Origin of the sequence: Proteiniborus sp. MB09-C3, from assembly GCF_030263895.1 — a bacterium.
Classification (GTDB): Bacteria; Bacillota; Clostridia; order Tissierellales; family Proteiniboraceae; genus Proteiniborus.
In genome coordinates this window covers 3747037-3771987 of the sequence record NZ_CP127161.1, presented here as the reverse complement: position 1 = coordinate 3771987, position 24951 = coordinate 3747037, and the positions used below count along the sequence as shown (strand labels likewise).

Here is a 24951-nt window from a genome sequence, read left to right as displayed (position 1 = left end):
GAAGGATCTTACTGAACATGGCAGGGATGCCAAATCAAAAACATAATTCAAGGAGGAATATTAAATGAGAATTAATAACAACTTAATGGCAGTTAATACTCACAGACAATTGGGTATCACAACTGGATACCAAGCAAAATCAATGGAAAAATTATCATCAGGATTAAAAATTAACAGAGCTGGAGATGACGCAGCTGGTCTATCAATCTCTGAAAAGATGAGAAACCAAATCAGAGGATTAAATCAAGCATCAGCTAACTCACAAGATGCTATATCATTAATTCAAACAGCTGAAGGTGCATTAACTGAAACCCATAACATTCTTAAGAGAATGAGAGAACTAGTAGTTAAAGCTGGTAATGCAGGAACATTACAAGACGAAGATATTAGTGCAATTCAAGACGAAATAAAAGAATTAAATAAAGAATTAACTGGTATAGCAGACCGTACTCAATTCAATGGTAAGCAACTACTAAATGGAGATTTTAATAGTGGCATTGGAGTTTTTCAAATAGGTGCTAACAGCGGACAAACAATGAAATTAGCTATACAAACATCAGGAGGCAAAGGGGTATCAGCTAGTGATTTAGGAGTAAGTGGTCTTGATGTTACATCTTTAACAGCTTCAGGGTCTATTGATGCTGAGCTTAAAATGGTGGATGATGCTATAGGTCAAGTTTCTAGTTTACGTTCTAGATTAGGTGCTAACCAAAACAGACTTGAATACACTATCAAGAATTTAGACAATGCTGCTGAAAACCTACAATCAGCAGAAGCAAGAATTAGAGATACAGACATGGCTAAAGAAATGGTAGAATTCACTAAACAAAACATTCTACAACAAGCAGCTCAGGCCATGCTAGCGCAGGCAAACCAAGCTCCGCAAGGAGTACTTCAATTATTAAGATAAGCAGTGAACCAATTTTAGTGCTTTTCTAAAATTGAGTGAATCGCTTACCCTGATGAACGAAGTGAAGAAGGGTCTTAAGCTTAAATAAAGATAAGCATAAAAGAGTTAGGGAAAAATTTCCTAGCTCTTTTTGCATGCAAAGATTTAAGATTTTTCTACTATTTGTCGATAATACTTAAGAAGATTGTCTAAAAGACAATAAATTTGGAGGTAGAAGATGAAGGTTTACATATTAGATAAGGTATTAGAATATAGCAATGATAAGAGCATTATAGATGGCTTATTTCAAAAAATAGATAGTATATTAGAAAAATCAGACTATTATTTTAGTCATTTAGTAATAGATGACTTAGAAATATACGAAGATTATCATGATTATTTTTTAGATAACATTAGAAGCATAAGAGAAGTTAATGTAGTATCTAGTACACTGAAGGAATTAGCAGAAAATATAATGATTACGACAATAGATTATTTTAATAGGGCTATTCCAGAGTTAAATATTCTTTCGAATGAATTCTACAAAACTCCAACTGAGCAATCCTGGGATAAATTTTCAGACCTTTTAGAAGGTATTGCATGGATTATAGATTCATTTGCTTCTATAGATACAAATGAAAGATTGAAGGATATAGTATCTAGTTATGAAGATTGGAATTACTATGCTAAAGATATATATACACTTCAAGAACTAATTGAAGAATTAGAAGAAATACTTAGAAATCAAGACTTAATCTCTATAGCAGATATACTATCTTATGAATTAACTCCATTATTTAATGGAATGAAAGAAAAACTAGAAGGATTGGTCTCTAAGGGGGATAATTAGTATGCTATTGGTTGACAATATAGTAATATTGAAAGAGCTTTTTCCTACAACTCTGTCGAAATTAAAAGAAATAGAAAATAATATAGACGAAGAGTATATAAAAATAGAAGATACAAAAAACGGACATAAAACTTTATCAATAAAAAAAGAAAATAAAAGCATATATTTACATAGTAAATATAACCCTATTAGGGAAGCCGAAGCAATTATAGAAGAATATAAGGTTATTCAGCCGAATAGTAGTGTAATATTTTATGGTACTGGATTGGGATACCATATAGACATATTCTTAGAAAAGTATACAGATGTGAGTTACTATATATATGAACCTGTACCAGAAATATTATATGCTTATTTATCGAATAAAGATATAAAAGACCTTCCATCAAAGAAACTGAAGGGTATGGTTACTGGAACAGATAAAGAAAACATATATAATTTCCTAAATAAATACTTAAGCAAATCAACTGGTAAAACTGTCATGGTTGTACTTCCTCAGCATAAAAATTTGTTTGAAGAAGATTATAAAAACTTCTTAAGTATTTACAGAGAAGTAGCTAAAAATAAAAAAAGTGGTATTTTAACAGAGCATGCTTTTCAAAAGCGCTGGATACTAAACAGCATGAAGAATTTTAATGAAGTTTTATTTACACCTAATATACTTATAGAGAAAAGAGGACAGTTTAAAGGTAAAACTGCTTTGCTAGTTGCAGCAGGCCCTTCATTAAACGAAGAAATAGAGAATATACGATATATTAAAGAAAATAAGTTAGCCTATATATTTAGCGTAGGTTCAGCTATAAATACTTTGATCCATAACAAAATATACCCTGATGCGGCTTGTACATATGACCCTACAGAAAGAAATCAAATAGTATTTGAAAAGGTTAAGGAAATGGGTATAGCGAATATACCTATGATATTTGGTTCAAGTGTAGGCTATGAGACATTAGAAAATTATAAAGGTGACAAATACCATATGCTAACCAGTCAGGATACTATAGCAGCTTATTATTTAAAAGCTGAAGAGAATACAAGTATAGATTTTGTATTTGATGCTCCATCTATTGCTGTAGTTACATTGCAGCTTTTATATAAATTAGGCTTTAGTACTATAATACTTGCTGGTCAAAACTTAGCTTATAGAGATAAAAAAAGGCATTCTGAAGGGATTGACTATAGTACCGATGTAACTGAAGAAGAAATTAAAAAAGGTATATGGACAAAAGATGTATATGGTAATGAAGTACTGACAGATGAAGGATTCAATAGGATGAGACAACAAATGGAATTATATATAGGAAGTTTTGAAAACACAAAGGTTATAAATAGTACTAAAGGTGGAGCTCATATAGAAGGAACTACTTTTATAGAACTAGAAGAAATAATAAGAGAATATCTAAAAGAAAGTATAGTAGAAGAAAACTGGCTAGTCTTTCAAAAAAATAGTTATAGTGAAGACCATTTGTTATCACAGTCTAAGAAAATGGATAGAGAGTATCAAGAAACATCTAAAATAATAAAAGAATACTATAGAATCTTAGAGAGTATAGATACATTTACTAAAAATAGGAATTTTAATCAAGCTGAAAAAATGTACGTAAAGCTAGATAGAGTTTTAAGTAAGGTAGAGAAAAACAAGTTCTTTCAAACTTTTATTCTACCTATGAACAGAGTAAGCTATAAAACTTTAGCAGATAGCATAGATGGCTTGAATGAAGAAAAAGATAAGGCTTTAAAAGGTGAACGAATTTCAAATAGCTTTAGGCAGTTTATGGACAAGTGTAAAGAGGATATAGAAACCATTTATGATGTATATACCGAGATGAAGAAAGCTATAGATAGTTTTAAATTAGATAGCTAGTTTAAATGATTATTAAAAAACATTTAAAGTTAATTTAGATATAGAGTTAGTAGAATCAATACATAAAAATATAAAAAAGAATATTTTAAAATATGTAAAAACTTGGGGAGGTAAAAATTATATGAATAAACCAATAATAATAGCAGAAATAGGATGTAATCATAAAGGAGATATGAATATAGCTAAAGAAATGATTAAGATAGCTGCATTATACTGTAAAGTAGATGCTATTAAATTTCAAAAAAGAAATAATAGAGAGTTATTATCAGAAGAAGAATATAATACTCCACATCCAAATCCAGCTAATTCATATGGTAAAACTTATGGTGAGCATAGGGAGTTTTTAGAGTTTACATTAGAGCAACACAGAGAACTTAAGGAATTATGTGAGGAATACGGAGTAATATATAGTACTTCTGTATGGGATATGACGTCAGCAAAGGAAATAGCTTCCTTGAACCCTAAATTTATTAAAATTCCATCTGCTATGAATACACATTTTGAAATGTTAGACTATTTATTCAAGCATTATAAAGGAGAAATACATATATCTACAGGCATGACTACAAGTATAGAGTTAGAAAAATTAATTAATATGGCTATTGAAAAATCAAGAAATAAAGATATTATACTGTATAACTGTACATCGGGATACCCAGTTCCATATGAAGATATATGCCTTTTAGAAATAAATAATTTGAATGAAAGATATAAAAGTATAGTTAAAGCTATTGGCTTTTCAGGGCACCATTTAGGTACATCTGTTGATATATCAGCTTTTACTCTAGGAGCTGAATATATAGAAAGACATTATACACTAGATAGAACTTGGAAAGGGACAGATCATGCAGCTTCTTTAGAACCTGATGATATGAGAAAATTGGTGATTAACTTGGATAATGTATCAAGCGCACTATCTTATAAAAGTGAAGAAATATTAGATATAGAAAAAGTACAAAGGAAAAAATTAAAGTATAAGGGGAAATAAGATGAAATATAGAAATGTTGCTTTTATACCATTGAGAGGTGGTAGTAAATCAATTCCATTAAAGAATATTAAGCCCATTAATGGTCGACCTTTAGTTTATTGGGTATTAGATATGGCTACAAGTTGTAAGTATATAGATAAAGTATTTGTATCTACTGATAGTCAGAGTATAAAAGATGTTGTTGAATCATATAATTCTGAAAAAATAATAGTAATTGATCGTGATGAGTCTACTGCTAGAGATAACTCTACTACAGAGTCTGCTATGCTAGAATTTGCCTCAAAATATGACTTTGTAAATATTGTATTAATTCAAGCTACGTCACCATTGTTACAGATTGAAGATCTAGAGAACGGATTTAAAATGGTGCTAGAAAATAAATTTGATAGTGTTCTTTCAGTAGTTAGACAGAAAAGATTTATTTGGTCGAGAAATGAAAAAGAATATTATCCTGTTAACTATAACTATATGAATAGACCAATGAGACAAAGTTTTGAAGGCTTTCTTGTAGAGAATGGTGCCTTTTATATAACTAGTAAGGAAAGCTTGCTAAAATCTAAAAATAGAATATCTGGTAACATAGGAATAGTAGAAATGGACGAAGATAGCTATTTTGAAATAGATGAACTTAGTGATTGGATAATAGTTGAAAAATTATTGGAAAGAAAGAAAAAGAATGACTATTTCAAATTAAAACAAGTATTTAAGAATATTAAGCTTCTTATTACAGATAGTGATGGTGTTTTAACAGATGGTGGAATGTATTATTCTGAAGTAGGAGATGAGCTAAAAAGATTTAACACTAAAGATGGTATGGGTGTTCAATTGTTAAGAGAAGTGGGAATCAAGACTGTAATAATTACTGGAGAAAAGGTTGATTTAGTAAAAAGAAGAGCTGAAAAACTCGGAATTGATGAAATCTATATGGGAATAAAAGAAAAAGCGCCATTGGTTAGAGAAATAGCAAAAAAGCATAACTTAAAATTAGAAGAGATTGCATATCTAGGTGACGATATTAACGATTTAGATTCTATAAAAATAGTAGGATTAGGTTGTTGTGTTGCTGATGCAATAAGTATTGTTAAAGAAAATTCAAAATATATTACTTCAGTAAAAGGTGGACAAGGAGCTCTAAGAGAAGTAGCTGATTTGATTATTAAATATAGGTAGGCTAATACGGGAAGGTGATAGAATTGCTATTTAATTGTATAATGTGTGGGTCATCTAAATCAAAAATTATAAAGGATAATTTAAGGGATAGTAATCAGCATAAGGTTGTTAAATGCTCCAGTTGTGGACAAGTTCAGATTTATCCAAGACCGTCAATAATAGAGGATAAAAAATACTACGATAAGGATAGTCAAGCTATAGATACTTTTAAAAGTATAGATATGAACAGTATAAAAGAGAGATCAACTATAGAAAGCAGAAGACGATTAGCAGCTTTTCAGAATAAATTAAAAAGAACTGATGACATGCTTGAAGTTGGATGTGGGTATGGATTTTTTATCAAATATATGGAGATGCATGGGTATAGTATTCAAGGAATAGAGATAAGTGATATTAGACGTGAATATGGAACAACTAATTTAGGATGTAAAATATTTAATGTTAATTTAATAAATGAAGATTTGCCAAAATCTTTTTATGAGAAGTATGATGTAATATTTTTATTGCATGTTTTGGAACATATTAGTGAACCTGAAGAATTTTTAAAGAAAATAAGAAAAATGCTAAAAAAAGATGGACTCTTAATAATAGAAGTACCAAATTTTGATGATCATATGTTGAATATATCTGAAACCTATTATGACTTTTATTTCCAACGAGCTCATATTACTTATTTTAATAAGGAATCTCTTGAGAAATTACTTAAAACATCTGGATGGCTAATTTATGAATTTAAAGGGATTCAGAGATATGATTTATATAATGCATTGAATTGGATTATAAAAGGAAAACCTGAACTAGAAAACAGGAAGTTAGATACCCTCGAATGGGTAGAAGATTTTTATAGAGAAAGATTAGTTACTGAACTAAGTTGTGATACTTTAATTGCATATTGCAAATAGAAAAACAAATGAGGGAATGAAATTATGAGTTTTGGAAATTATATTTTTAATTCAAGTGGAACTATTTTTAATGCTTTAGAAAAGATTGAGAAAAATAAAAAAGGTTTTTTAATAATAAATGATGATAATAAAAGAATTATTGGAACAATGACTGATGGTGATATTAGGAGAGCATTATTATCAGGTGAAAAATTAGAATCAGATATAAAACATATCTATAATAAAAATTTTAAATACATTTATCGAAATGATGATTTTGGAGATATAATAGAAATATTCAAATCTACAAGAATCAATTTTATACCTATACTAAATGAGGATTATACACTAATGAATATAATAACTAAAAAGAATATGCATGTTCTTTTATTAGAAAATATAGAATTTGATATGACATATGATTTCTTATCTCTTGACGATTCCATTTTAGAACACGAGATATATAATAAACCTTGGGGGTTCTATAAAACTACTTTTTTAAATCCTTATTCTCAATCAAAGATAATAAAAATAAATCCGTTAGAGGAACTAAGTCTTCAAGAACACAAAAAAAGAGAAGAGTATTGGGTAGTTATAAAGGGGCTAGGAGAAATAATTATAGGAGAATCTGTTAAATCCGTATCGTCAGGTAGTTTTATTTATATACCTAAAGGATGTAAGCATAAATTAATAAACAAATCAGAAGAAGATTCTTTGATGGTTGCTGAAGTTCAATTAGGAGAGTATTTTGGAGAAGATGACATAATAAGATATGAGGATAAGTATGGGAGAGTATAGATTTAAAAAGAAGGCTGTTATCATTGTTAATAAGTAATAATGACTTTAAATGAGACAAAAGCAAATTAGGGGAAAGAAAATATTCATAACCATTGAAAAAAGTCTTTTAGTGATCCTGAGCGTTAGCGCTATACATGACACACATCTTTGGTAAAAATTTGGCAAATATCCAAGATTCATAAGAAACAAGCTTTTTATCCCGAAAAAGGATAGGAGTTTGGAAATTAATGTTTTGTTATTTTTTGTTAAGAGGGACTCATTATTTTAGAGTTTATGAATTAACTTGTACTCCATATCCTCTAAACCCTTGATATATCAGGATTTGCTTAGTTACCAATTAGTTTCCAAAGTTGTGTGCAATGTATAGAGCGTTAGCGAAGAATCTTGTTTTTTTGAAAATACGAGATTTTTCAGCTAAAGTATCAAAATAATAGTAAATTAATTTAGGCTTTTTCAGCGATTTTGAATGTTTTACTTCTCTTAAAGATAGGGAGGCCAGATTATTGGATAACATCTTATTAATTTTTTTAAATGATTTACAAAGAATAGATGAATTTAATAAGATCATTAATGAGTTTGATAGAAGAGAGTATAAGATGTATCTTTACGATAATATAAGAAGTGAAGATTTTGATTTCAGTCAATTACCAGATATTGTTGAGTACTACAAAAAACAACATAATAACGTTAATAAGATAGTGATTTTATCAAACTTGAGAGATCTAACATTTGCATGGTATAGATGCTATAATTCTATTGTTGACGATTTTGTTTATTTTATTGATGAAGAAGGAAATAATTATTTTGATATTAATGATAGACATTTTGATTTTTATTATAATTTATATGAGTTTAATTACGTAGAAAAGGAGACTATTGAAGGAAAGATATATTTGAATAAGGAAGATGAGAAAGTTTTACCTATATATTATGAGCAAAAATATTTTGATTTTTTTTCGGAAATTGACCTTTTCAATAAAATTGAAAAGAAGTCCTTGAATAAAAAATATACATATAGTGGTTTTGAATATTGCTTTAATTCTAACAAAGGAGATCGATGGGAAAATATTGAAATAGGTAAAATTAACAAGAGAATAGTATTCTTTAAAGGGCAATCTCAATATGATGTATTAAGAGTTGGAACTGATTACAGAGCTAAGTTTTATAAACAGTTAGGATTTGAAGTATATATTTTAGATCTCTTAGAGCCTAACGTTGTTAGTAAAATAAATACAGATATAATAAATAAAAAATGTGATTTTATATATTCATCTAATTGTATAGGAATAGATATAAAATTAAGTGATGGTAGAAACCTATATGATACATTAGACATACCTTTTTTAGGAACACTAGGAGACCATCCTGTAAACCAACTTAGTAGAATTATTAACTCCCCACAAAAAACATTGTTTACGTGTATAGACGAAGAAAATATTGAATATTTTAAAAAGTATTTTCCTAGTAAAAAAATAATTTTAAGCAATTGTAGTGGCTATCCTGCTGCTAATTATGCAGAAAAGAAATTTAATGAAAGAGAAATCGATGTATTATTTGCAGGCTCCTTAATAGATCCAGTTGAAATAAAGAAGTCTTGGGATAAACTAGATGAAAAGTTTAGATTAATTATAAATTATTTATCAGATTTAGCTATAAAAGAAAAATTTCTTATAAATATTGATGATGAAATATCTAAATTTCTTTTAAAACATAACATAATAAATGATGATTTTGGTTGTAGAGCTTTAATTCATTCACAAGTTGAAAGATATGTTAGAGTTTATAAACGATATGAGTTAGTTAAGAAAATAGGAGAATCTGATCTGAATATTGTTTGTTTAGGTAATGTTGAAGAGTATAATAAATTAAACAAATCTGGTAAGTTAATAATAAAAAGCAAAGTAGATTACAAATCATTACTTGAAATGATGAATAATAGTAAAATGGTTTTAAATATTACTGGACATTTATACAATGGAGTTACAGAGAGAGTATTATCTGCTATGATTAATGGAGCAGTAGCTGTAACTGAAAAGGATAGATTTACAAACAAATATTTTAAAGATGGGGAAAATATAATATTATATGACCTTGATACAGTTATTGATAAAATTAAATACTATCAGAAAAATATTAATGAGTTAGAAAAGATAGCTTTAAATGGACAAAGAGAAGCTATGAACAAGTATGATTATAGAATAAGTATTTGTACATTTATAAGGCATATGAAATCATTATAGTTATGTTTTCAAGTATATATAATATTGAGCTGAAAATTATGGAGGCTTATTTAAAAATAAATAAAAGATTTCATTTAGAATCTAGGATTATAGGAAATAATAAACTGATAGATTTTATGAAAAACTTATTATATATACATATATTTTGATATAACTACTGTATAGAACAAATAGTACACTATAGAATTATAACAATAGCCTAAGGGTAGTTAGGGCAAAAGATAAAAAACGATAATTTATTTTATAAGTTTACTATAGTAAAAGATAGGGGGAACAGTAAGGATGAAGATATTAGTGACAGGATTATGTACATTACATTGGGGCAGGCTTGAATATGGAAATGTAGGTAATTATTACATTATAGAACCATTTTTCAGAGAACTTCATCGTGTATTTCCAGAGGCAGAAATAGTAACTACTTTTCAGATGACAGAAGAATTTTGTGAAAGAGAGGAAGTAGTTTGCTTACCAATGGATATCTATTATTCTTGGTCTGATCATGATGTTAATATTGCTTTAAAGGAGTATGGAATTGCAGAGATTTATAATCAAACAGGACAAATTGTGGAAACCACGCCTTATTTGGAACAAGTAATGTCTAGTGATTTGATTATAGATATTAGTGGCGAAATGTGGGGGGACAAAGCTAATCCTGTAGGAAATAACAGAATGTTAGTTAATTTACTTAAGATGCGAGTTGCACAATTGCTCAAGAAACGTACAGTGTTATTTGCTGCTACGGTTGGGCCATTTAGCGATCGGAAAACTAATGAATTGGCAAGGATTACTTTTGAAAACTTCAGTTTGGTTACTCATCGCGAGCATGAAGCAACTTGTATGGTAAAAGATATTGGTTTTAAAACCGATAATGTGAAAGAATTTCCTTGCCCTTCGTTTTTATTTGAGCCAGCAAAAATTAGTGAAATGCAAGACATATTTGAAAGAGAACATGTCATTAAATCAACAAAACCGATAGTTGGTATGGTTGTTTGTGGTTTCAATATGGCTACTCCTCCTTATGATAAGTGGCCAAGAAGCGACGAGGAATATACAGAATTTGCCATTGCTGTTGAGCATGTCGTAAATAATTTAGGTGCTAGAGTTATACTAATGTCACATAGCAATGGTTTTGATTTACCTCCCAATTTTAAGCTTAAGCCTGGACGAGACTATTTTATTGTAAAACAATTGCAACAGGTAATAGCAAAACGTGGAATAGTGAGGAATATGGATGATGTTTTATGCATAGATAATGCATATGTCCCTGCAAAAACTAAAGCTATTATTAGTCAATTTGATGTTTTTGTTACAGGCAGAATGCATGCTTCAGTGGGGTCTGTTTCACAATTTGTTCCTACTGTTTTTATTATGCATGGACAAGGCTCTAAGAGTACAAAAATTATAGGATTTGCTTCAATATTAGGATTACCAGAATATGTATGCGAACCAACTTCAGATGACATGATTCGGAAAATTAACTTGTGTTTTGAAAATCGATTATTTATTCGAAAGCATTTAGAAGAACATATACCACAAGTCCAAAACATGGTTAGAAGAGGGACAGACGCTTTGAAAGAGCTAATGGAGACAAAGACAAATGTATAATATTTCAACTCTCAAAAATACCCTTAACCAATGTACAGGATGTGGAATTTGTGCAGTTATTTGTCCAAATAAGTGTATTGATTTACAGTTGAATTCAGAATCTTTTCTCATCCCATTTGTTAATGAACATGAGTGTACACATTGTGGACTGTGTGTTAAAGTTTGTTATAGAGTTTTTGATATTAATAACTCTACTGAAGGTAAAGGACTAGAGAATTGCAAAGTATATTCTGCTATTCATAGAGATGAATCAGAGTTAAAATCTGTCTCGTCCGGGGGTGTTGCAAGTGAGTTATCTAAATATTGCTATAAACAAAATTACAATGTTATTGGAGCTATTATGAATCCAGAGGATGATTATGCTAAACATATAGTTGCTAATTGTGAAGAAGATTTAGAAAAAATGAAAAGTTCAAAATATGTTCAAAGCTATATTATAGATGCTTTTTCAAAAATCGATTCAAATAAAAAAACATTAATAATAGGATTACCATGTCAAATATATGGAATAAGAAAATATATTTATCAAGTTGGTATTGAGAAAAACTTTATATTAGTAGATTTGTTTTGCCGAGGTACTACACCTATTAACTTATTTCTCAAATATAAAGAATACTTAAAATCAGAATATGGATTAGGAGAATTTGTTAAGTTAAATTTTCGCTCAAAAAGAATTGGATGGCATAAATTTTCAGTAGTTATACAAGACAAAGACGGAAAAGAATATTCAAAGACTGTATACGATGACATATTTTTCTCTTTTTATTTAAAAAACACATGTTTTAAAGAAAGCTGCTATGAGTGTGAGTTTAGGCATAATAGGGTTTTTGCAGACATAAGATTAGGAGATTTTTGGGGAACAAAATATTATAGTCATGATGAAGGAGTTAGCCTTGTTTCAATATACTCAGAAAAAGGGTTAGAAATATGGCAAAAAATTTCTAAAGAATTTATTTTTGAAGAAAATGATCCTTGTGAATTAAAAAAATCCCAAAGGTTCAATAAATTTCCTATACCAGATTATAGAAAAGACTTGCTAAGAGCATTAGTATCACAGGCATCACTTAAAGATATTTATAATAGATTTGAAATTAATGAGATGAGTTTTTACAAAGAGAAAGATAGATAGAAAAATAAAATAGAGTGATAGACTAATATAAATACATTATAATAAAAGAAAAAGAGTGATATAAATTGAAAATTGCAATAATGCAACCATATTTTTTCCCATATTTAGGATATTTTAGTTTAATAAAGTACACTGATAAATTTATTTTACTTGATGCAGTTCAATTTATTAAACATGGATGGATTGAAAGAAATAGAATACTAAAACCAAGTTATGGATGGCAATATGTATCGGTTCCATTAATTAAACATAGTAGAGAGACTAGAATTAAAGATATATTAATTAATAATAGTTCTGATTGGCGTGATAAAATATTTCGTCAATTAGAACATTATAAAAAACTAGCTCCTTTTTATAGACAGGCGGTTGAAATAATTAAACTAGCTCTTGATATTGAAACACAAAGCATAGTGAAATTAAATGAGAATATTATAAAAGTTGTTTGTAACTATATTAATGTAGATGTAGATATTGATATTTTTTCTGAAAAAAAACTAGAAATTGAAAAACCCAACGCTCCAGACGAATGGGCACTTAATATTTGTAGGACAATAGGAAACATTGAAGAGTATTGGAATCCCGAAGGTGGAATAGGGTTCTTCAATCGTGAAAAATACGAAAAAGAGGGAATTAAGATAAATTTCTTAAAAATGAATCTTCCTAGATATTCTCAAAAGAGGCCTGAATTTGAAGCTGGCTTATCTATTATTGATGTAATGATGTTTAACGAGCCGAATATGATAAATAAGATGCTAGATGATTATGAGTTTATGTAGAGGCAATACATATGTATGAAAATATTAGGAGAAGTTATCAAGTAAAAAATTATGAAATTTTACGAGTAGAAAATATTGATGAAATACGTAAGATTGTTCACAATTTTGATAAAGTATTTGATCCACCTCTATCAGAAAGAGTAATAGATTTAAATACTTATGCAGAAAAATTATATAAAAATGCTATCGTGTTTGCTGCAATTGAAAAAAATGATTTCATAGGTTTTATAGCTTTTTATGCCAATGATAAAGATAATAATGTAGCGTATTTAACACAAATTGGGGTGAAGGACAAATCACAAAATAGAGACGTTGGTAAATCATTATTAGATTTATGCATTAAAACTTCAGAAACTAATAATATGAAAGCTATTAAGTTAGAAGTTTTCAACCAAAACGTTATAGCTATAGAATTTTATAAAAAATATGGATTTTATTTTTGTGGGAAATCGTCTTCGAAATCAATATACATGATGAAGAAATTATAATAGAGGTGCAAATAAATTATGAATAAAACAATCCAAATAGCTTGTTCTTCAATGCCAGACTTTGAGGAATATACAGAGGAGATTAGAGGCTTATGGGAAAGCCATTGGCTGACCAATATGGGAATAAAACATAAAGAATTAGAATTAAAACTAGTTGATTATTTACAGGTGTCCGATATTACATTGTTTACAAATGGTCATTTTGCCCTTGAATCCATAATTGCAGCTACGGGATTAATGGGAGAAGTAATAACTACTCCGTTCACGTTTGCGTCTACAACTCATGCAATAGTAAGAAACGGTATTAACCCTATATTCTGTGATATAAATCCAAAAGATTATACAATTGATGTAGATAAAATAGAGAATTTGATTACCGACAAGACATCTGCCATTATACCTGTTCATGTATATGGTAATGTGTGTGACGTAGATAGAATTGATGAAATAGCTAGGAAACATAATCTCAAAGTAATTTATGATGCAGCCCATGCTTTTGGTGTCACAGTGAATGGAAAGGGAGTAGGAACCTTTGGAGATGCTTCTATGTTTAGCTTTCATGCTACAAAGGTTTTCAATACCATTGAGGGAGGAGCAGTTGTATTTCGAGATGAAAAACTCAAGAGAAAGCTCGACGCTTTAAAAAACTTTGGGATTACGCAATCTGATGCAGTTGAATATGTTGGTGGCAATGCAAAAATGAATGAATTTCAAGCAGCTATGGGAATATGCAATCTTAGACATGTAGATAAGGAAATAGTAAGGAGAAAAGCTATTGTAGATAGGTATCAAGATAGGCTATACAATACCAAGGGGATTAAACTATGTAAACCACAAGCAAATGTTAAAGGTAACTATGCTTATTTTCCTGTTGTATTTGATGGATACAGATTAATGCGAGATGAAGTGTTTGAGAGATTAAAGACTCAAAATATCTATGCTCGAAAGTACTTTTACCCACTCGTTAGTGATTTTGAGTGCTATAAAGGAAGATTTAATATTACTGAAACACCTGTTGCGAAGCATATATCAGATAGTATTATATGCCTACCACTTTATGCAGATCTTGCATTAGAGGATGTAGATAGGATATGTGACATTATTTTAAAATAGAATAGATGAATAGTGGTTATATTTTAAAGCATGAAATAAATATTAATGCTTAGATTCATTAGTTTATTGGAGGAAAAATAAATGAAAGGCATAATCCTAGCAGGTGGCTCTGGTTCAAGACTCTACCCAATAACAAAAGGTATAAGTAAACAGCTTTTACCTATATACGATAAGCCAATGATATATTATCCATTATCCGTATTAATGTTATCCAAAATTACAGAAGTTCTTATTATTTCAAACCCTGAATATATAGATTTTTATAAAGTTTTACTAGGAGATGGTTCTAGTTTAGGCATGAGATTTGAGTATAAGATTCAAGAAAATCCTAGGGGACTAGCAGATGCCTTTATAGTTGGAGAAGAGTTCATAGGTAATGATAGTGTCTGTCTTATACTGGGAGACAATATATTCTATGGACAAGGCTTTGTGCCTAAATTATTGAATGCCTCTCAAATAAAAGAAGGTGCTATTATTTTTGGGTATTATGTACCTGATCCTAAAGAATTTGGTGTTGTTGAATTTGATGAAAGCTATAATGTATTATCTATAGAAGAAAAACCGGACAGGCCTAAGTCTCATTATGCTGTTCCAGGACTTTATTATTATGATAACAGTGTAATAGAGAGAGCCAAAAATCTTAAGCCTTCTGCTCGTGGAGAAATAGAAATCACAGATTTAAATAGGGAGTATCTCAATGAAGGTAAGCTCAAAGTTGAATTATTAGGAAGAGGATTTGCATGGCTTGATACAGGTACATATGAAGGTCTTGCAAATGCATCTAACTTTGTAAGGACAATGCAAGAGAGGACAGGCCTCTATATTAGCTGCTTGGAAGAGATAGCCTATAGAAACAAGTGGATAACTAAAGAAGAAATGATATCTTTAGGAAGAGAATACGAGAAAACTGAATATGGTAAGTATCTGCTAAGTATTGCAGGAGAAATCTAGCTTCTGAGTATTTTGGAGGAATATACTATGAATATTTTAGTAACAGGTGGAGCAGGGTTTATTGGATCAAATTTTATTAGGTACATGCTTGAAAATTATAATTATAAAATAGTTAATTTAGATTTATTAACCTATGCAGGAAATCTAAAAAACCTAGACGATATCTCTGATGATAGTAGATATTATTTTATAAAAGGTGATATTTGCGATAGAAGCTTGCTTGAGAAAATATTTAGGAAATTTGATATCAATGTAGTAATCAATTTTGCAGCAGAATCACATGTGGATAGAAGTATAGAAGAACCAGAGGTTTTTCTAAGAACTAATGTTTTAGGGACTCAAGCTTTGTTAGATACTGCTAAAAGTTATTGGAAGCTAGAACCTAATGATAAATATAGCAGAACGTTTGAGGAAGAAGTTAAATACATACAAGTTTCTACTGATGAAGTATATGGAACACTGGGAACAGAAGGATATTTTACTGAGAAAACAAATATATCACCTAATAGTCCATATTCAGCTTCAAAAGCTTCAGCAGATATGTTGGTAAGAGCTTACGGTGAAACTTATGGACTTCCTGTAAATATTACTCGTTGTTCTAATAACTATGGACCATATCAATTCCCAGAAAAGTTAATACCGCTTATGATAAATAATGCGTTGCAGGATAAATACCTTCCTATATATGGAGATGGTAAGCAAGTAAGAGATTGGTTATATGTTAAGGACCATTGTACGGCCATAGATATAGTATTACATAAAGGCAAGATAGGAGAAGTCTATAATATAGGCGGGAACAACGAAAAAGCTAACATTGAAATAGTTAAACTTATTATAAAAGCTTTAGGAAAATCAGATGATTTAATTGAATACGTAAAAGATAGACCTGGGCATGATAGAAGGTATGCCATAGATAACTCGAAAATAACTAAGGAATTAGGATGGAGTCCATCCTATACTTTTGAAGAAGGTATGGACAAGACTATTAAGTGGTACTTAGATAATAGAGAATGGCTAAAAGAAATTATATCAGGTGAATATTTGAAGTATTATGAAGGAATGTATTCAAATAGTGTATTAAATATGGAAAGAACCTTAGTTGATACATTACAAGGTGAAGTTGCAGTAACTAAAGAAGAACAGTAATAAAATAGTTCCATATAAAATATTATATAAATCAATCAAAGGAGCTGATAATATGGATGTAGCAGCAATGTCAACTGCGATTAGTAAATCCAGTATACAACAACAGGCTAGTTTAGCAGTTTTAAAGCTGTCAATGGATTCTGCAAATGTACAATCTGCTAACTTAGCAGATATGCTTCAGCAGTCAACAAAAGCAATGGAGACGTCCATAAATCCACATTTAGGTGGAAATGTGGATATCAAATTGTAGGACTAATAAAAAAAGAAATAGAAAATTGAATTAAAAGAAAAAGAATCAGAAAATTAATATTTCTGATTCTTTTTCTATTGAGGGAATAGCTTGATTGACTTTAGAACTTATCATTAAGTTTATTTAGAATAACTTAATCTTGATTAAGTTATTCTATTTGGGATATAATATATGTAAGGGCAAAAAGAAGGTGAAAATGTGAAGTTTGTAGGTAGAGAATATGAACTAAATGTTCTTGAAAAATTGTATAATGAAGATGCATTTCAGTTTGTGGTTATGTACGGAAGAAGGAGAGTAGGAAAAACTAGATTGTTAAGTGAATTTTGTAAAGGCAAAAATGCAATATTTTTTGTAGCAGAAGAGTATAATGATAAAATGGCACTTGAAAAGTTTTCTAGAAAAATATTAGAACATTTCCATATGGATGAATGGATTCAAAAATTTGATTCTTGGGAGAAGGCTTTTTTGTTCCTTAATCAAAAAGCTGAAAAAGAACCTCTAATATTAGTAATAGATGAATTTCCATATATAGTTTCTGCCAATCCTTCTATTCCTTCTCTTATGCAAAATCTAATAGATCATCAATTAAAGGCTAGCAAGCTATTTATAGTTGTATGTGGTTCTTCTATGAGCTTTATGGAAAAAGAAATTCTTTCTTATAAGAGCCCTCTCTATGGTAGAAGAACTGCTCAAATGAAAATAGAACCATTTGATTTTTTTGATAGTATAAAGTTTTTTCCTAATTATAGCTTAGAAGATAAAGTAACAGCATATGGAATTGTAGGGGGAATACCTCAGTATTTATTAAAATTTAAAGATGTATTTTCTATTGAAGAAAATATAAAGAATCAAATATTAAACAAGTCAAGCTACCTTTTCGAAGAACCAGCTACTTTATTAAAGCAGGAGCTTAGAGAACTAGCTCTATATAACTCGATTATTGAAGCTATTGCTACGGGAAGCTCTAAGTTAAATGAAATAGCTACAAAAGTGGGTGAAGATAGCTCAAAGTCCTCCAACTATATAAAATCTCTTATAGAATTGGAGATTTTAGAAAAACAAATCCCTATAGGGGAAAAGGAAAACAGCAAGAAAACTACTTACTCCATAAAAAATCCTCTGTTTAGATTCTGGTATAGATTTATTTTTACTAACATAGGACTTATTGAACAAGAAATGATTGACTATGTATATGAAAAAAAGATATTACTTGAATTAAATGATTTCTTAGGAAGTACTTTTAAAAGGATTTGTGTAGATTTTCTAAAGCATAAGAATAAAAGAATGGAACTGCCATTTATTTTTGAAAGGATAGGGCAATGGTGGGGAAATAATCCTATTATGAAGAGAGAGGAAGAAATAGAGATATTGGCAATTTCTAAGGATAATGCCTTGCTTGGTGAATGCAAATGGAGAAACCAGCTTTTAGATATGGGGGTTATTAACTCGCTATTAGAAAAATCACAAGCCCTGAGCTATAAAAATAAACACTATGTATTTTTCTCAAAATCAGGATTTACAGATGACGTTATTAATTTTGCAAAATATAATGAGAAAATTATACTGGTAGATTTTAAGGAAATTGGTATTGAGACTACAGAGAAACAGTCCGAGCATAAGATGTAGAATAAATTATAGTGAAAACAGTTTGCTATGATATAATATAATCAAAAGAGTGGAATCAATTTTTGCTATAATTTTGAACAATGAAGGGAGAGCGCCATGGAGCATAAAGATATCCGTTGGATTCAGAGGTTTAGCAACTATAAAAAGGCATTTATTCAAGTCAAAGAAGCATTAGAATTAATGGAGACTAGAAATCTTTCGAAACTTGAAAAGCAAGGGTTAATACAAGCGTTCGAATATACATATGAGTTAGCTTGGAAGACCTTGAGAGATTTTCTAGAAAGTAAAGGGAATACAGATATTTATGGCGCAAGAGATGCAGTTAAAGAAGCCTTTAAGCTAGGTATTATAGAGAATGGCGAAGTATGGATGCAAATGATAAAAAATCGTAACTTAACCAGTCATACATATGATGAAAATACAGCAGATGGCATTATTATGCTTATAGAAGACATGTATTTTGCAGAGTTCAATAGGCTAAGAATTAAAATGGAAGAAATTCTGGAAGAAGAGGATAATGATATATGAGATATGGTCTAAAAGATAGTATCTTAGAGAGCATAATCAGCATTTTTGCTAGGTATTCTAAAATTGAAAAAGTATTACTTTATGGTTCAAGAGCAAAAGGTAATTTTAAAAATGGTTCTGACATAGATTTGACTTTAGTAGGCAACGATATAGATATAAAAGACTTAAATAAAATTTATTTAGAGTTAGATGAACTATATTTGCCATATAGTTTTGATATATCAATATTTGATAAGATACAGAATAAAGATTTAATTAATCATATTAACAGAGTTGGGATAGAAATATATGAAAGAGAGTAAAAGCAGAAACCATTTTATCGGGTTTCTGCTTTTTTAGAATTATTATTTTTATCTTTGTAGCTCTCTATATTACAGCTTAATAAAAAGGAATTTTCAAAAGCATATGGAATTGTATGAACTATATACAGTAAAAATTGTTTAAAAGACAAGGAATATACAAGGATTACTTAGAAAGGAGGCTGAGGATAATGGGATTAATAAGAATACAAAAAACCACTCAAAAAGTGGCAGATGCAATTGCTGCAGTTTTAGATGTAGATGTTTCTATAGTAGATGAAAAGTTATACAGAGTGGCTGCAACAGGCAGGAATAAAAACAAAATAGGTGAAAGACTACCAGAAAATTGTGCCTTTGAAATGGTGGAGAAGAATAAAGAGCCAATGTATATAGAGAATCCAGGCTCTATTAAAGCTTGTTCGAATTGTAGTGTAAAAGGTAAATGTGATGTAATGTCTACAATCGGATATCCAATAATAGATTCTGACAAGCTCATAGGTGTCATAGGAATAATTGCTTTTGATATGAGGCAGAAGGAAAGAATACATAAAAATTACAAATCGCTACTGATATTTTTAGGGACGCTAGGTAGTCTCATATCAGAAAGCTTAAGTAATCTTAAATTAACCTGTTGTGCTAGTAAAACTTACTAATAAAAAAACTCTGACAATTATGTTAACTATCATTGATAGCCACCACGAAATCATCACCATTAGTATTGTGAAAGTAAAATTCAATTTCCAAAGTCCTTTAGGCAGTTAATTTTTGAAGCTAGAAGATGGGTAGAAACCTTCATTCTCCCAATTAACTGAACAGCTTGAAGTCGATGGGAAAATGGTTAAGAGGTTTGAGCAAATTAAGTAATATAATTAGATGGACAGATTTCTTAATCTTGCAAAAGCCAAGGAACCTGTCCATCTAATCTCATTTTATGAGTCCATCAATAAAATCTATTATATTCTCTGTAATTTCAAAACACATTAGAACCTCTTCCTTTTCAACTGCAAGAGGATCTTCTGTCGGATATCTTGTTTCAATATAAAACGCATTTACAAAGGCGCAGTCTTTTAGAAGTCCCTTAAAATCATTATTAAATTCTGTAGCTTTTTTTACATAACCTTTCTAATAAACCTAGCTGTTTTCTCCAATATATTTACGGTGGTCATGTCCTTAAGCTTAGTATCAAAGGAATGTCCACCTTTTTTATGAACCATAAAAGTATGCTTGATATTATATTCTTTTAATTTTGAAACAAATTTTACAGAAGATTTAAATGGCACAGTAGTGTCTAGTTTTCCATGAACTATTAAACAGGGAATCATGTTTTCACTAATCCATGTGATGGGAGAATAATAATTAAATATTTCTTCTTTTGGAGCTGCAATTCCCTTTAATGTTTGACTAGTCGCAAACCTTGCAAATATAGACTTGTTTTCAGAAACAAAGATGTCATTTATATCAGAAGGAGCATAGTAAGCTACTACCCCTTTTATGCCAGACATTGATTCTTTATTTTTATTATATGTATGATAAGTAGAATACAATAAAGAAAGATGACCGCCTGCAGATAATCCCATTAGTACTATATTATCCTTGTTAACAGACAGTCTTTTACTGTTTTTTATTACATAATTTAATGCATCTCTATAATCTAAAAGGATATCATCCATAGTATTTCTATAGCCATACCTGTAGTCAATGCTAGCAACAGCAAAGCCCTTTGCTGCAAGATATTTACACCAAGAAACATTATTAGGCTGATTTCTAGACCCAGAAATCCATCCTCCACCATGGCAAAAAAACACTAAAGGAGTGGTTGTTTTATTTTTTGATGGAAGCCAAATATCTAATTTAAGGTCTTTATTTTTAGTTTTTTTATAGATAAATGTTTTGGGTTCAAGTTTCTTACTTACATTTATAGGAATCCTTGAATTTAATATTTTCCAGGTATAAATAAAAATAGATATGAGGAAATAATAGAATCCTAAGGTTAGATTTTCTACGGCAAGAACAATAAATATTAGTACTAAATATAGCTTATTTACTATAAAAAAAGAAGTTCTAAATTTTTCTTTTAATTTATCCATAAATGACCTGCCATAGTTTATTTTTCTAATGGATTTCGTATTATTTCTTTGATCAATAGAGCTTTTTTTGCTTCCTTAGAATTGAAGTTTAGCTTATGGAGTATATATTTAGCTAAAAAATATCCAAAAGGAAGCCAATTCACATGACTTATGGGTAATATCTTAGTATTTGCCTCAGACATTTCATTATAGAGTATCTTGCGTGATTGCACAGGTAAGGTAGAATCAAAGTATGCATCAATAAATGTTACCTTTTTCATGTCTAATAAATGAGCATAGGAAATAGGATCTATTTTAAATAAAGGATGGATATATTCACTAGATACTATATCTTCAAAAGACATTTTCTTTATTTCTGGAAATTGCTCTTCATAAATATCATAAAGTATTTTTTCGTCCTTTAAATGATAATCCGTACCATAGCCTTTTTCAAACATTTTTCTTGCAAACACAGTAGCAGGTGATTGATGTAAAATACGAGGTATATGACCTCCTGTTGTCATAAATAATAAATGGTTAATTCTATTATCTATGGCACCGACAATTGTGGATATCATACCACCTAAACAATATCCAGCAATAATGTTATTTTTGTTCCAAGAATTTAATTGTTCTAATAAATCAATAGTACTAAGGGTATCTATTACTCCATGCTCCCAAAATTGGTACATTGTATTAATATCAGGATAAAGATAGCTACGGCCACTAATAGAGTTGTTTTCCACTCTAGTATAATTACCAGGCAATATTAATACACTAGTGCTTACACCAGCACTAGCTAAGTGAGGACCAAGCCATAAAAGATATTTTATGTTCTTGCTGCCTAACCCGTGAAGAATTAAGGCAGAAGCTCGAACCTCTTTTTTAGGTTCAAAAAAATATAGTTCAACATTTTCAGTTCCAGGGGAACAGTTTCTATATAGAGATTTGTATCTGACGTAATTACATCTATAATTTCTCCCTTTAAATATATGTCCAGAAATATTATCGATTTTTCTTTTAGTGTAGGAATAGTCAATAATCATAAAATTACCCTTCCGAATTAATAGTTAACTCATTATATCATAATTGCAAAAGATTACAAAATGAAACGTAAGACGATGATAGAGGTTCATAAAAAGCTAAAAGACATATTGATTTTTGAAAATGAACATAGACAAAAAACAGAAAGCCTCTTATTAGAGTTTTCTGTTTTTTGAAAAATATTATTCGTTATATCGGTAATTATTAAATAATTTTGAGACATAAACCATATTTTAAAGCTCATTGTTCTTATTATTTCTCAGCTATTAATACAGTAGCAAAAGAATTTTCTGTATACTCTTCTTCATTAAATCCACCGTAAACCTTAATATTATTGAATCCAGCCTTCTTCACTATATTAACTAAAGCTTCTTTCCTTAAAGGAAGTAAAGCTACAGAGTTCTCATATTTCTGTCGTCCTGTTTCATTAGATATATGTATTTCAGTATTAAACAATATTTTTCTAGATTCTCTATCAAGGATATAATTTCTGACAAATTCTACCCCTAATTCTTTTTTGCTTATTGTAGGCAAATGATCTATATCAAAATCTAATATTCTGTCATAATTAATTATTTGAATGAGCAGTTTTCCGCCATTATCTATGATTTTACCTATATCATCAATCATGTGCTGAATCTCTGCTTCATTGTCTAAATGGACTAATGAATTTCCTATACAATATGCTAAATCATATTTTTTCTCAGAAAATAAGGCATTAATGTCTTTCATATCTCCTTGAACAAGATTAATATCTAAATCTTCTTTCTTTGCTTTCTTCTTCCCAGCTTCAATCATCGCAGCATCAAGATCTATTCCGTCTACTATATATCCTTTCTTAGCTAGCTCAATTGCATAGTTTCCTGTTCCACAGGCAATGTCAAGAACGTATTTCCCATTATCAGCTGCTTTTTCTATGAAGTCAATCTTATCTGATGTAGCTGGAAATATAATATCATAGTATCTGCTAAGCTCTTCATAAAAGCCCATAAAGTTCACCCCTTAAAATGTTCTATGATAATAGTATTACATATATTATCATTTCGCAAACATTTAATTAGGGTAGTTAATGGTATGCTGCCTAAAATGCAGCTGTACAGATTTGGTATGTGTATAAAAAAGGCAGTAGAAGACAGCAATACTGATGCAGTGTTTATTGCCAGTGGAGATTTATCCCATATGCTGACTGAGGATGGGCCCTATGGCTACAGTCCTTATGGTGAAGAGTTTGACGATGAGATTATTTCGTTACTCAAAAAAGGAGACGTTTCAGGAATATTCAACATGGACAGAATTACTATTGAAAAAGCAGCAGAATGTGGCCTACGCTCATACTACGTCATGCTGGAAGCTATGAATGGATTTGAAGTTATTAGGCGCAGCGAAGTGTAGGTGATATAATGTGGACAAAAAATAAATATTGCTTTTTAACTTATGAGTTAGGAATTTTCTTAACTCATTTTTTGACATTACTTTTATACCTAAAATATGATACAATATTATAATATATCTGATAAAAGAAGTAGGAGAGTTTCTTATGGAAGGTCTTAAGGTTAAGAGCAAAAAAAGAACAATATATATATTACTGACCAATACGGGCTCAGTTCCAACAAAGATTATACAAGTGTATACCAAGGCACCATATAATCATGTTGCTATCTCTTTTACCAAAGATTTAAGGCAGTTCTATAGCTTTGGGAGAAAAAAATATAATAATCCTTTATGGGGCGGCTTTGTTATTGAAGGTATAGACAGTAAAATATACGAATATTTCAGTGAGACCACCTGCTCTATTTTTTCACTTGAAGTAGAATTAGGTGTTTATTCCCGAATGAGAAAAGTAATCAAACGATTTGAAAAGGAAAGGGACAAATATGTATATAGCTTTATTGGATTATTAGGTGTAATCGTGAAGGTCCCAATTGAAAGGGAATATGGCTATTTTTGTTCGCAATTTGTAGCTACAGTCCTTGAAAAAAGTGGATTAAATCTATTCAATAAACGACCTGGATTAGTAACTCCAAATGATTTTATGAATCTAAAGGAGCTCAATCATATCTACACAGGTAAACTTTCTGACTATTCAAAGGAAGCTAACTTAAGCAATTATAAAAATTTTATTCCAGTAACAAACGAAGTATAAATCCCCCTTGGATAGAGAGAATCTATTTAAGGGGTTTATTTTTAATAATATTCAATAAAAGCTTTTCTTAAGAAAAATATAAGAAATTGAACAGTTTATTTTACAA

General features: G+C 29.8%; 25 protein-coding genes and 1 pseudogene. 22 read left to right on the top strand and 4 right to left on the bottom strand.

The window, feature by feature from the left end; translation table 11 throughout:
- The first annotated feature begins 64 nt into the window (after positions 1–64).
- From hag to QO263_RS18330, 20 genes are all read left to right on the top strand, one after another.
- Positions 65–910, top strand: coding sequence for a flagellin Hag (gene hag / locus QO263_RS18425; protein ID WP_285624700.1), 846 nt, complete (start codon positions 65–67; stop codon positions 908–910).
- A 217-nt stretch (positions 911–1127) separates the two neighbouring features.
- Positions 1128–1739 (top strand): DUF8042 domain-containing protein, encoded by a 612-nt coding sequence (locus tag QO263_RS18420; protein WP_285624698.1) that lies wholly within the window; start codon positions 1128–1130, stop codon positions 1737–1739.
- A 1-nt stretch (position 1740) separates the two neighbouring features.
- Positions 1741–3603: a motility associated factor glycosyltransferase family protein gene (locus QO263_RS18415; RefSeq protein WP_285624696.1), complete on the top strand. Its 1863-nt coding sequence runs from the start codon at positions 1741–1743 to the stop codon at positions 3601–3603.
- A 121-nt stretch (positions 3604–3724) separates the two neighbouring features.
- A complete protein-coding gene (locus QO263_RS18410; protein ID WP_285624693.1) occupies positions 3725–4591 on the top strand; it encodes an N-acetylneuraminate synthase family protein in 867 nt (288 codons plus the stop codon).
- Between the two features lies 1 nt (position 4592).
- A complete protein-coding gene (locus QO263_RS18405) occupies positions 4593–5762 on the top strand; it encodes an acylneuraminate cytidylyltransferase (RefSeq protein ID WP_285624691.1) in 1170 nt (389 codons plus the stop codon).
- Positions 5763–5785: 23 nt separating this feature from the next.
- The gene (locus QO263_RS18400) at positions 5786–6664 is read left to right on the top strand and encodes a class I SAM-dependent methyltransferase (RefSeq protein ID WP_285624688.1); all 879 of its coding nucleotides are present in this window, start codon (positions 5786–5788) and stop codon (positions 6662–6664) included.
- Between the two features lie 24 nt (positions 6665–6688).
- A complete protein-coding gene (locus QO263_RS18395; RefSeq protein WP_285624685.1) occupies positions 6689–7441 on the top strand; it encodes a CBS domain-containing protein in 753 nt (250 codons plus the stop codon).
- 503 nt (positions 7442–7944) lie between these two features.
- Complete coding sequence (locus tag QO263_RS18390; protein WP_285624682.1) at positions 7945–9681, top strand: glycosyltransferase family protein; 1737 nt, start codon at positions 7945–7947, stop codon at positions 9679–9681.
- 282 nt (positions 9682–9963) lie between these two features.
- A complete protein-coding gene (locus QO263_RS18385) occupies positions 9964–11286 on the top strand; it encodes a polysaccharide pyruvyl transferase family protein (protein WP_285624680.1) in 1323 nt (440 codons plus the stop codon).
- Positions 11279–12415, top strand: a complete 1137-nt coding sequence (locus QO263_RS18380; protein ID WP_285624678.1) for a Coenzyme F420 hydrogenase/dehydrogenase, beta subunit C-terminal domain — start codon at positions 11279–11281, stop codon at positions 12413–12415. The genes QO263_RS18385 and QO263_RS18380 overlap by 8 nt, the downstream gene beginning before the upstream one ends.
- Positions 12416–12480: 65 nt before the next feature.
- The gene (locus QO263_RS18375) at positions 12481–13191 is read left to right on the top strand and encodes a WbqC family protein (RefSeq protein WP_285624676.1); all 711 of its coding nucleotides are present in this window, start codon (positions 12481–12483) and stop codon (positions 13189–13191) included.
- Positions 13192–13202: 11 nt separating this feature from the next.
- Complete coding sequence (locus tag QO263_RS18370) at positions 13203–13679, top strand: GNAT family N-acetyltransferase (protein WP_285624673.1); 477 nt, start codon at positions 13203–13205, stop codon at positions 13677–13679.
- 18 nt (positions 13680–13697) lie between these two features.
- A complete protein-coding gene (locus QO263_RS18365; protein ID WP_285624670.1) occupies positions 13698–14792 on the top strand; it encodes a DegT/DnrJ/EryC1/StrS family aminotransferase in 1095 nt (364 codons plus the stop codon).
- Positions 14793–14873: 81 nt separating this feature from the next.
- The gene (gene rfbA, locus QO263_RS18360) at positions 14874–15743 is read left to right on the top strand and encodes a glucose-1-phosphate thymidylyltransferase RfbA (protein ID WP_285624667.1); all 870 of its coding nucleotides are present in this window, start codon (positions 14874–14876) and stop codon (positions 15741–15743) included.
- Positions 15744–15770: 27 nt separating this feature from the next.
- The gene (gene rfbB, locus QO263_RS18355) at positions 15771–16889 is read left to right on the top strand and encodes a dTDP-glucose 4,6-dehydratase (RefSeq protein WP_285624665.1); all 1119 of its coding nucleotides are present in this window, start codon (positions 15771–15773) and stop codon (positions 16887–16889) included.
- 52 nt (positions 16890–16941) lie between these two features.
- Positions 16942–17139: a YjfB family protein gene (locus QO263_RS18350; RefSeq protein WP_285624662.1), complete on the top strand. Its 198-nt coding sequence runs from the start codon at positions 16942–16944 to the stop codon at positions 17137–17139.
- Between the two features lie 198 nt (positions 17140–17337).
- Positions 17338–18765, top strand: a complete 1428-nt coding sequence (locus QO263_RS18345; protein WP_285624659.1) for an ATP-binding protein — start codon at positions 17338–17340, stop codon at positions 18763–18765.
- 96 nt (positions 18766–18861) lie between these two features.
- A complete protein-coding gene (locus QO263_RS18340) occupies positions 18862–19293 on the top strand; it encodes a nucleotidyltransferase substrate binding protein (RefSeq protein WP_285624656.1) in 432 nt (143 codons plus the stop codon).
- The gene (locus QO263_RS18335; protein ID WP_285624653.1) at positions 19290–19595 is read left to right on the top strand and encodes a nucleotidyltransferase domain-containing protein; all 306 of its coding nucleotides are present in this window, start codon (positions 19290–19292) and stop codon (positions 19593–19595) included. The genes QO263_RS18340 and QO263_RS18335 overlap by 4 nt, the downstream gene beginning before the upstream one ends.
- Before the next feature lie 188 nt (positions 19596–19783).
- Entirely contained in the window at positions 19784–20245 is a 462-nt protein-coding gene (locus QO263_RS18330) for a GAF domain-containing protein (protein ID WP_285624650.1), read from the top strand.
- A gap of 271 nt (positions 20246–20516) precedes the next feature.
- Here the strand turns inward: QO263_RS18330 and QO263_RS18325 are convergent.
- The 4 genes and pseudogenes from QO263_RS18325 to QO263_RS18310 form a co-directional block, all read right to left on the bottom strand.
- Positions 20517–20687: pseudogene (locus tag QO263_RS18325) on the bottom strand (HEPN domain-containing protein); the annotation flags it as partial.
- Positions 20688–20701: 14 nt separating this feature from the next.
- Positions 20702–21679 (bottom strand): alpha/beta hydrolase, encoded by a 978-nt coding sequence (locus QO263_RS18320; RefSeq protein WP_285624647.1) that lies wholly within the window; start codon positions 21677–21679, stop codon positions 20702–20704.
- Positions 21680–21696: 17 nt separating this feature from the next.
- On the bottom strand, positions 21697–22704 hold the full coding sequence (locus tag QO263_RS18315) for an alpha/beta fold hydrolase (RefSeq protein ID WP_285624644.1): 1008 nt from the start codon (positions 22702–22704) through the stop codon (positions 21697–21699).
- 250 nt (positions 22705–22954) lie between these two features.
- Positions 22955–23692 carry a class I SAM-dependent methyltransferase gene (locus QO263_RS18310; protein ID WP_285624642.1) on the bottom strand — a complete coding sequence of 246 codons (738 nt, stop codon included), beginning with the start codon at positions 23690–23692 and terminating at the stop codon, positions 22955–22957.
- Positions 23693–23716: 24 nt separating this feature from the next.
- Here QO263_RS18310 and amrB point away from each other — a divergent pair, with 24 nt between their 5' ends.
- Together amrB and QO263_RS18300 are read left to right on the top strand one after the other, a co-directional pair.
- Entirely contained in the window at positions 23717–24094 is a 378-nt protein-coding gene (gene amrB / locus QO263_RS18305; RefSeq protein WP_285624639.1) for an AmmeMemoRadiSam system protein B, read from the top strand.
- A 145-nt stretch (positions 24095–24239) separates the two neighbouring features.
- A complete protein-coding gene (locus QO263_RS18300) occupies positions 24240–24845 on the top strand; it encodes a hypothetical protein (protein ID WP_285624636.1) in 606 nt (201 codons plus the stop codon).
- The last annotated feature ends 106 nt before the right edge of the window (positions 24846–24951 follow it).

Bases quoted from the DNA above. Each gene is read 5' to 3' on its own strand.
- QO263_RS18330 (WP_285624650.1), top strand. From the start codon at position 19,784: ATGGGATTAATAAGAATACAAAAAACCACTCAAAAAGTGGCAGATGCA.
- rfbA (WP_285624667.1), top strand. From the start codon at position 14,874: ATGAAAGGCATAATCCTAGCAGGTGGCTCTGGTTCAAGACTCTACCCA.
- QO263_RS18335 (WP_285624653.1), top strand. From the start codon at position 19,290: ATGAGATATGGTCTAAAAGATAGTATCTTAGAGAGCATAATCAGCATT.
- QO263_RS18405 (WP_285624691.1), top strand. From the start codon at position 4,593: ATGAAATATAGAAATGTTGCTTTTATACCATTGAGAGGTGGTAGTAAA.
- QO263_RS18385 (WP_285624680.1), top strand. From the start codon at position 9,964: ATGAAGATATTAGTGACAGGATTATGTACATTACATTGGGGCAGGCTT.
- QO263_RS18300 (WP_285624636.1), top strand. From the start codon at position 24,240: ATGGAAGGTCTTAAGGTTAAGAGCAAAAAAAGAACAATATATATATTA.
- QO263_RS18340 (WP_285624656.1), top strand. From the start codon at position 18,862: ATGGAGCATAAAGATATCCGTTGGATTCAGAGGTTTAGCAACTATAAA.
- QO263_RS18320 (WP_285624647.1), bottom strand. From the start codon at position 21,679: ATGGATAAATTAAAAGAAAAATTTAGAACTTCTTTTTTTATAGTAAAT.
- QO263_RS18410 (WP_285624693.1), top strand. From the start codon at position 3,725: ATGAATAAACCAATAATAATAGCAGAAATAGGATGTAATCATAAAGGA.
- QO263_RS18365 (WP_285624670.1), top strand. From the start codon at position 13,698: ATGAATAAAACAATCCAAATAGCTTGTTCTTCAATGCCAGACTTTGAG.
- rfbB (WP_285624665.1), top strand. From the start codon at position 15,771: ATGAATATTTTAGTAACAGGTGGAGCAGGGTTTATTGGATCAAATTTT.
- hag (WP_285624700.1), top strand. From the start codon at position 65: ATGAGAATTAATAACAACTTAATGGCAGTTAATACTCACAGACAATTG.
- QO263_RS18415 (WP_285624696.1), top strand. From the start codon at position 1,741: ATGCTATTGGTTGACAATATAGTAATATTGAAAGAGCTTTTTCCTACA.
- QO263_RS18380 (WP_285624678.1), top strand. From the start codon at position 11,279: ATGTATAATATTTCAACTCTCAAAAATACCCTTAACCAATGTACAGGA.
- QO263_RS18310 (WP_285624642.1), bottom strand. From the start codon at position 23,692: ATGGGCTTTTATGAAGAGCTTAGCAGATACTATGATATTATATTTCCA.
- amrB (WP_285624639.1), top strand. From the start codon at position 23,717: ATGATAATAGTATTACATATATTATCATTTCGCAAACATTTAATTAGG.
- QO263_RS18315 (WP_285624644.1), bottom strand. From the start codon at position 22,704: ATGATTATTGACTATTCCTACACTAAAAGAAAAATCGATAATATTTCT.
- QO263_RS18370 (WP_285624673.1), top strand. From the start codon at position 13,203: ATGTATGAAAATATTAGGAGAAGTTATCAAGTAAAAAATTATGAAATT.
- QO263_RS18420 (WP_285624698.1), top strand. From the start codon at position 1,128: ATGAAGGTTTACATATTAGATAAGGTATTAGAATATAGCAATGATAAG.
- QO263_RS18395 (WP_285624685.1), top strand. From the start codon at position 6,689: ATGAGTTTTGGAAATTATATTTTTAATTCAAGTGGAACTATTTTTAAT.
- QO263_RS18350 (WP_285624662.1), top strand. From the start codon at position 16,942: ATGGATGTAGCAGCAATGTCAACTGCGATTAGTAAATCCAGTATACAA.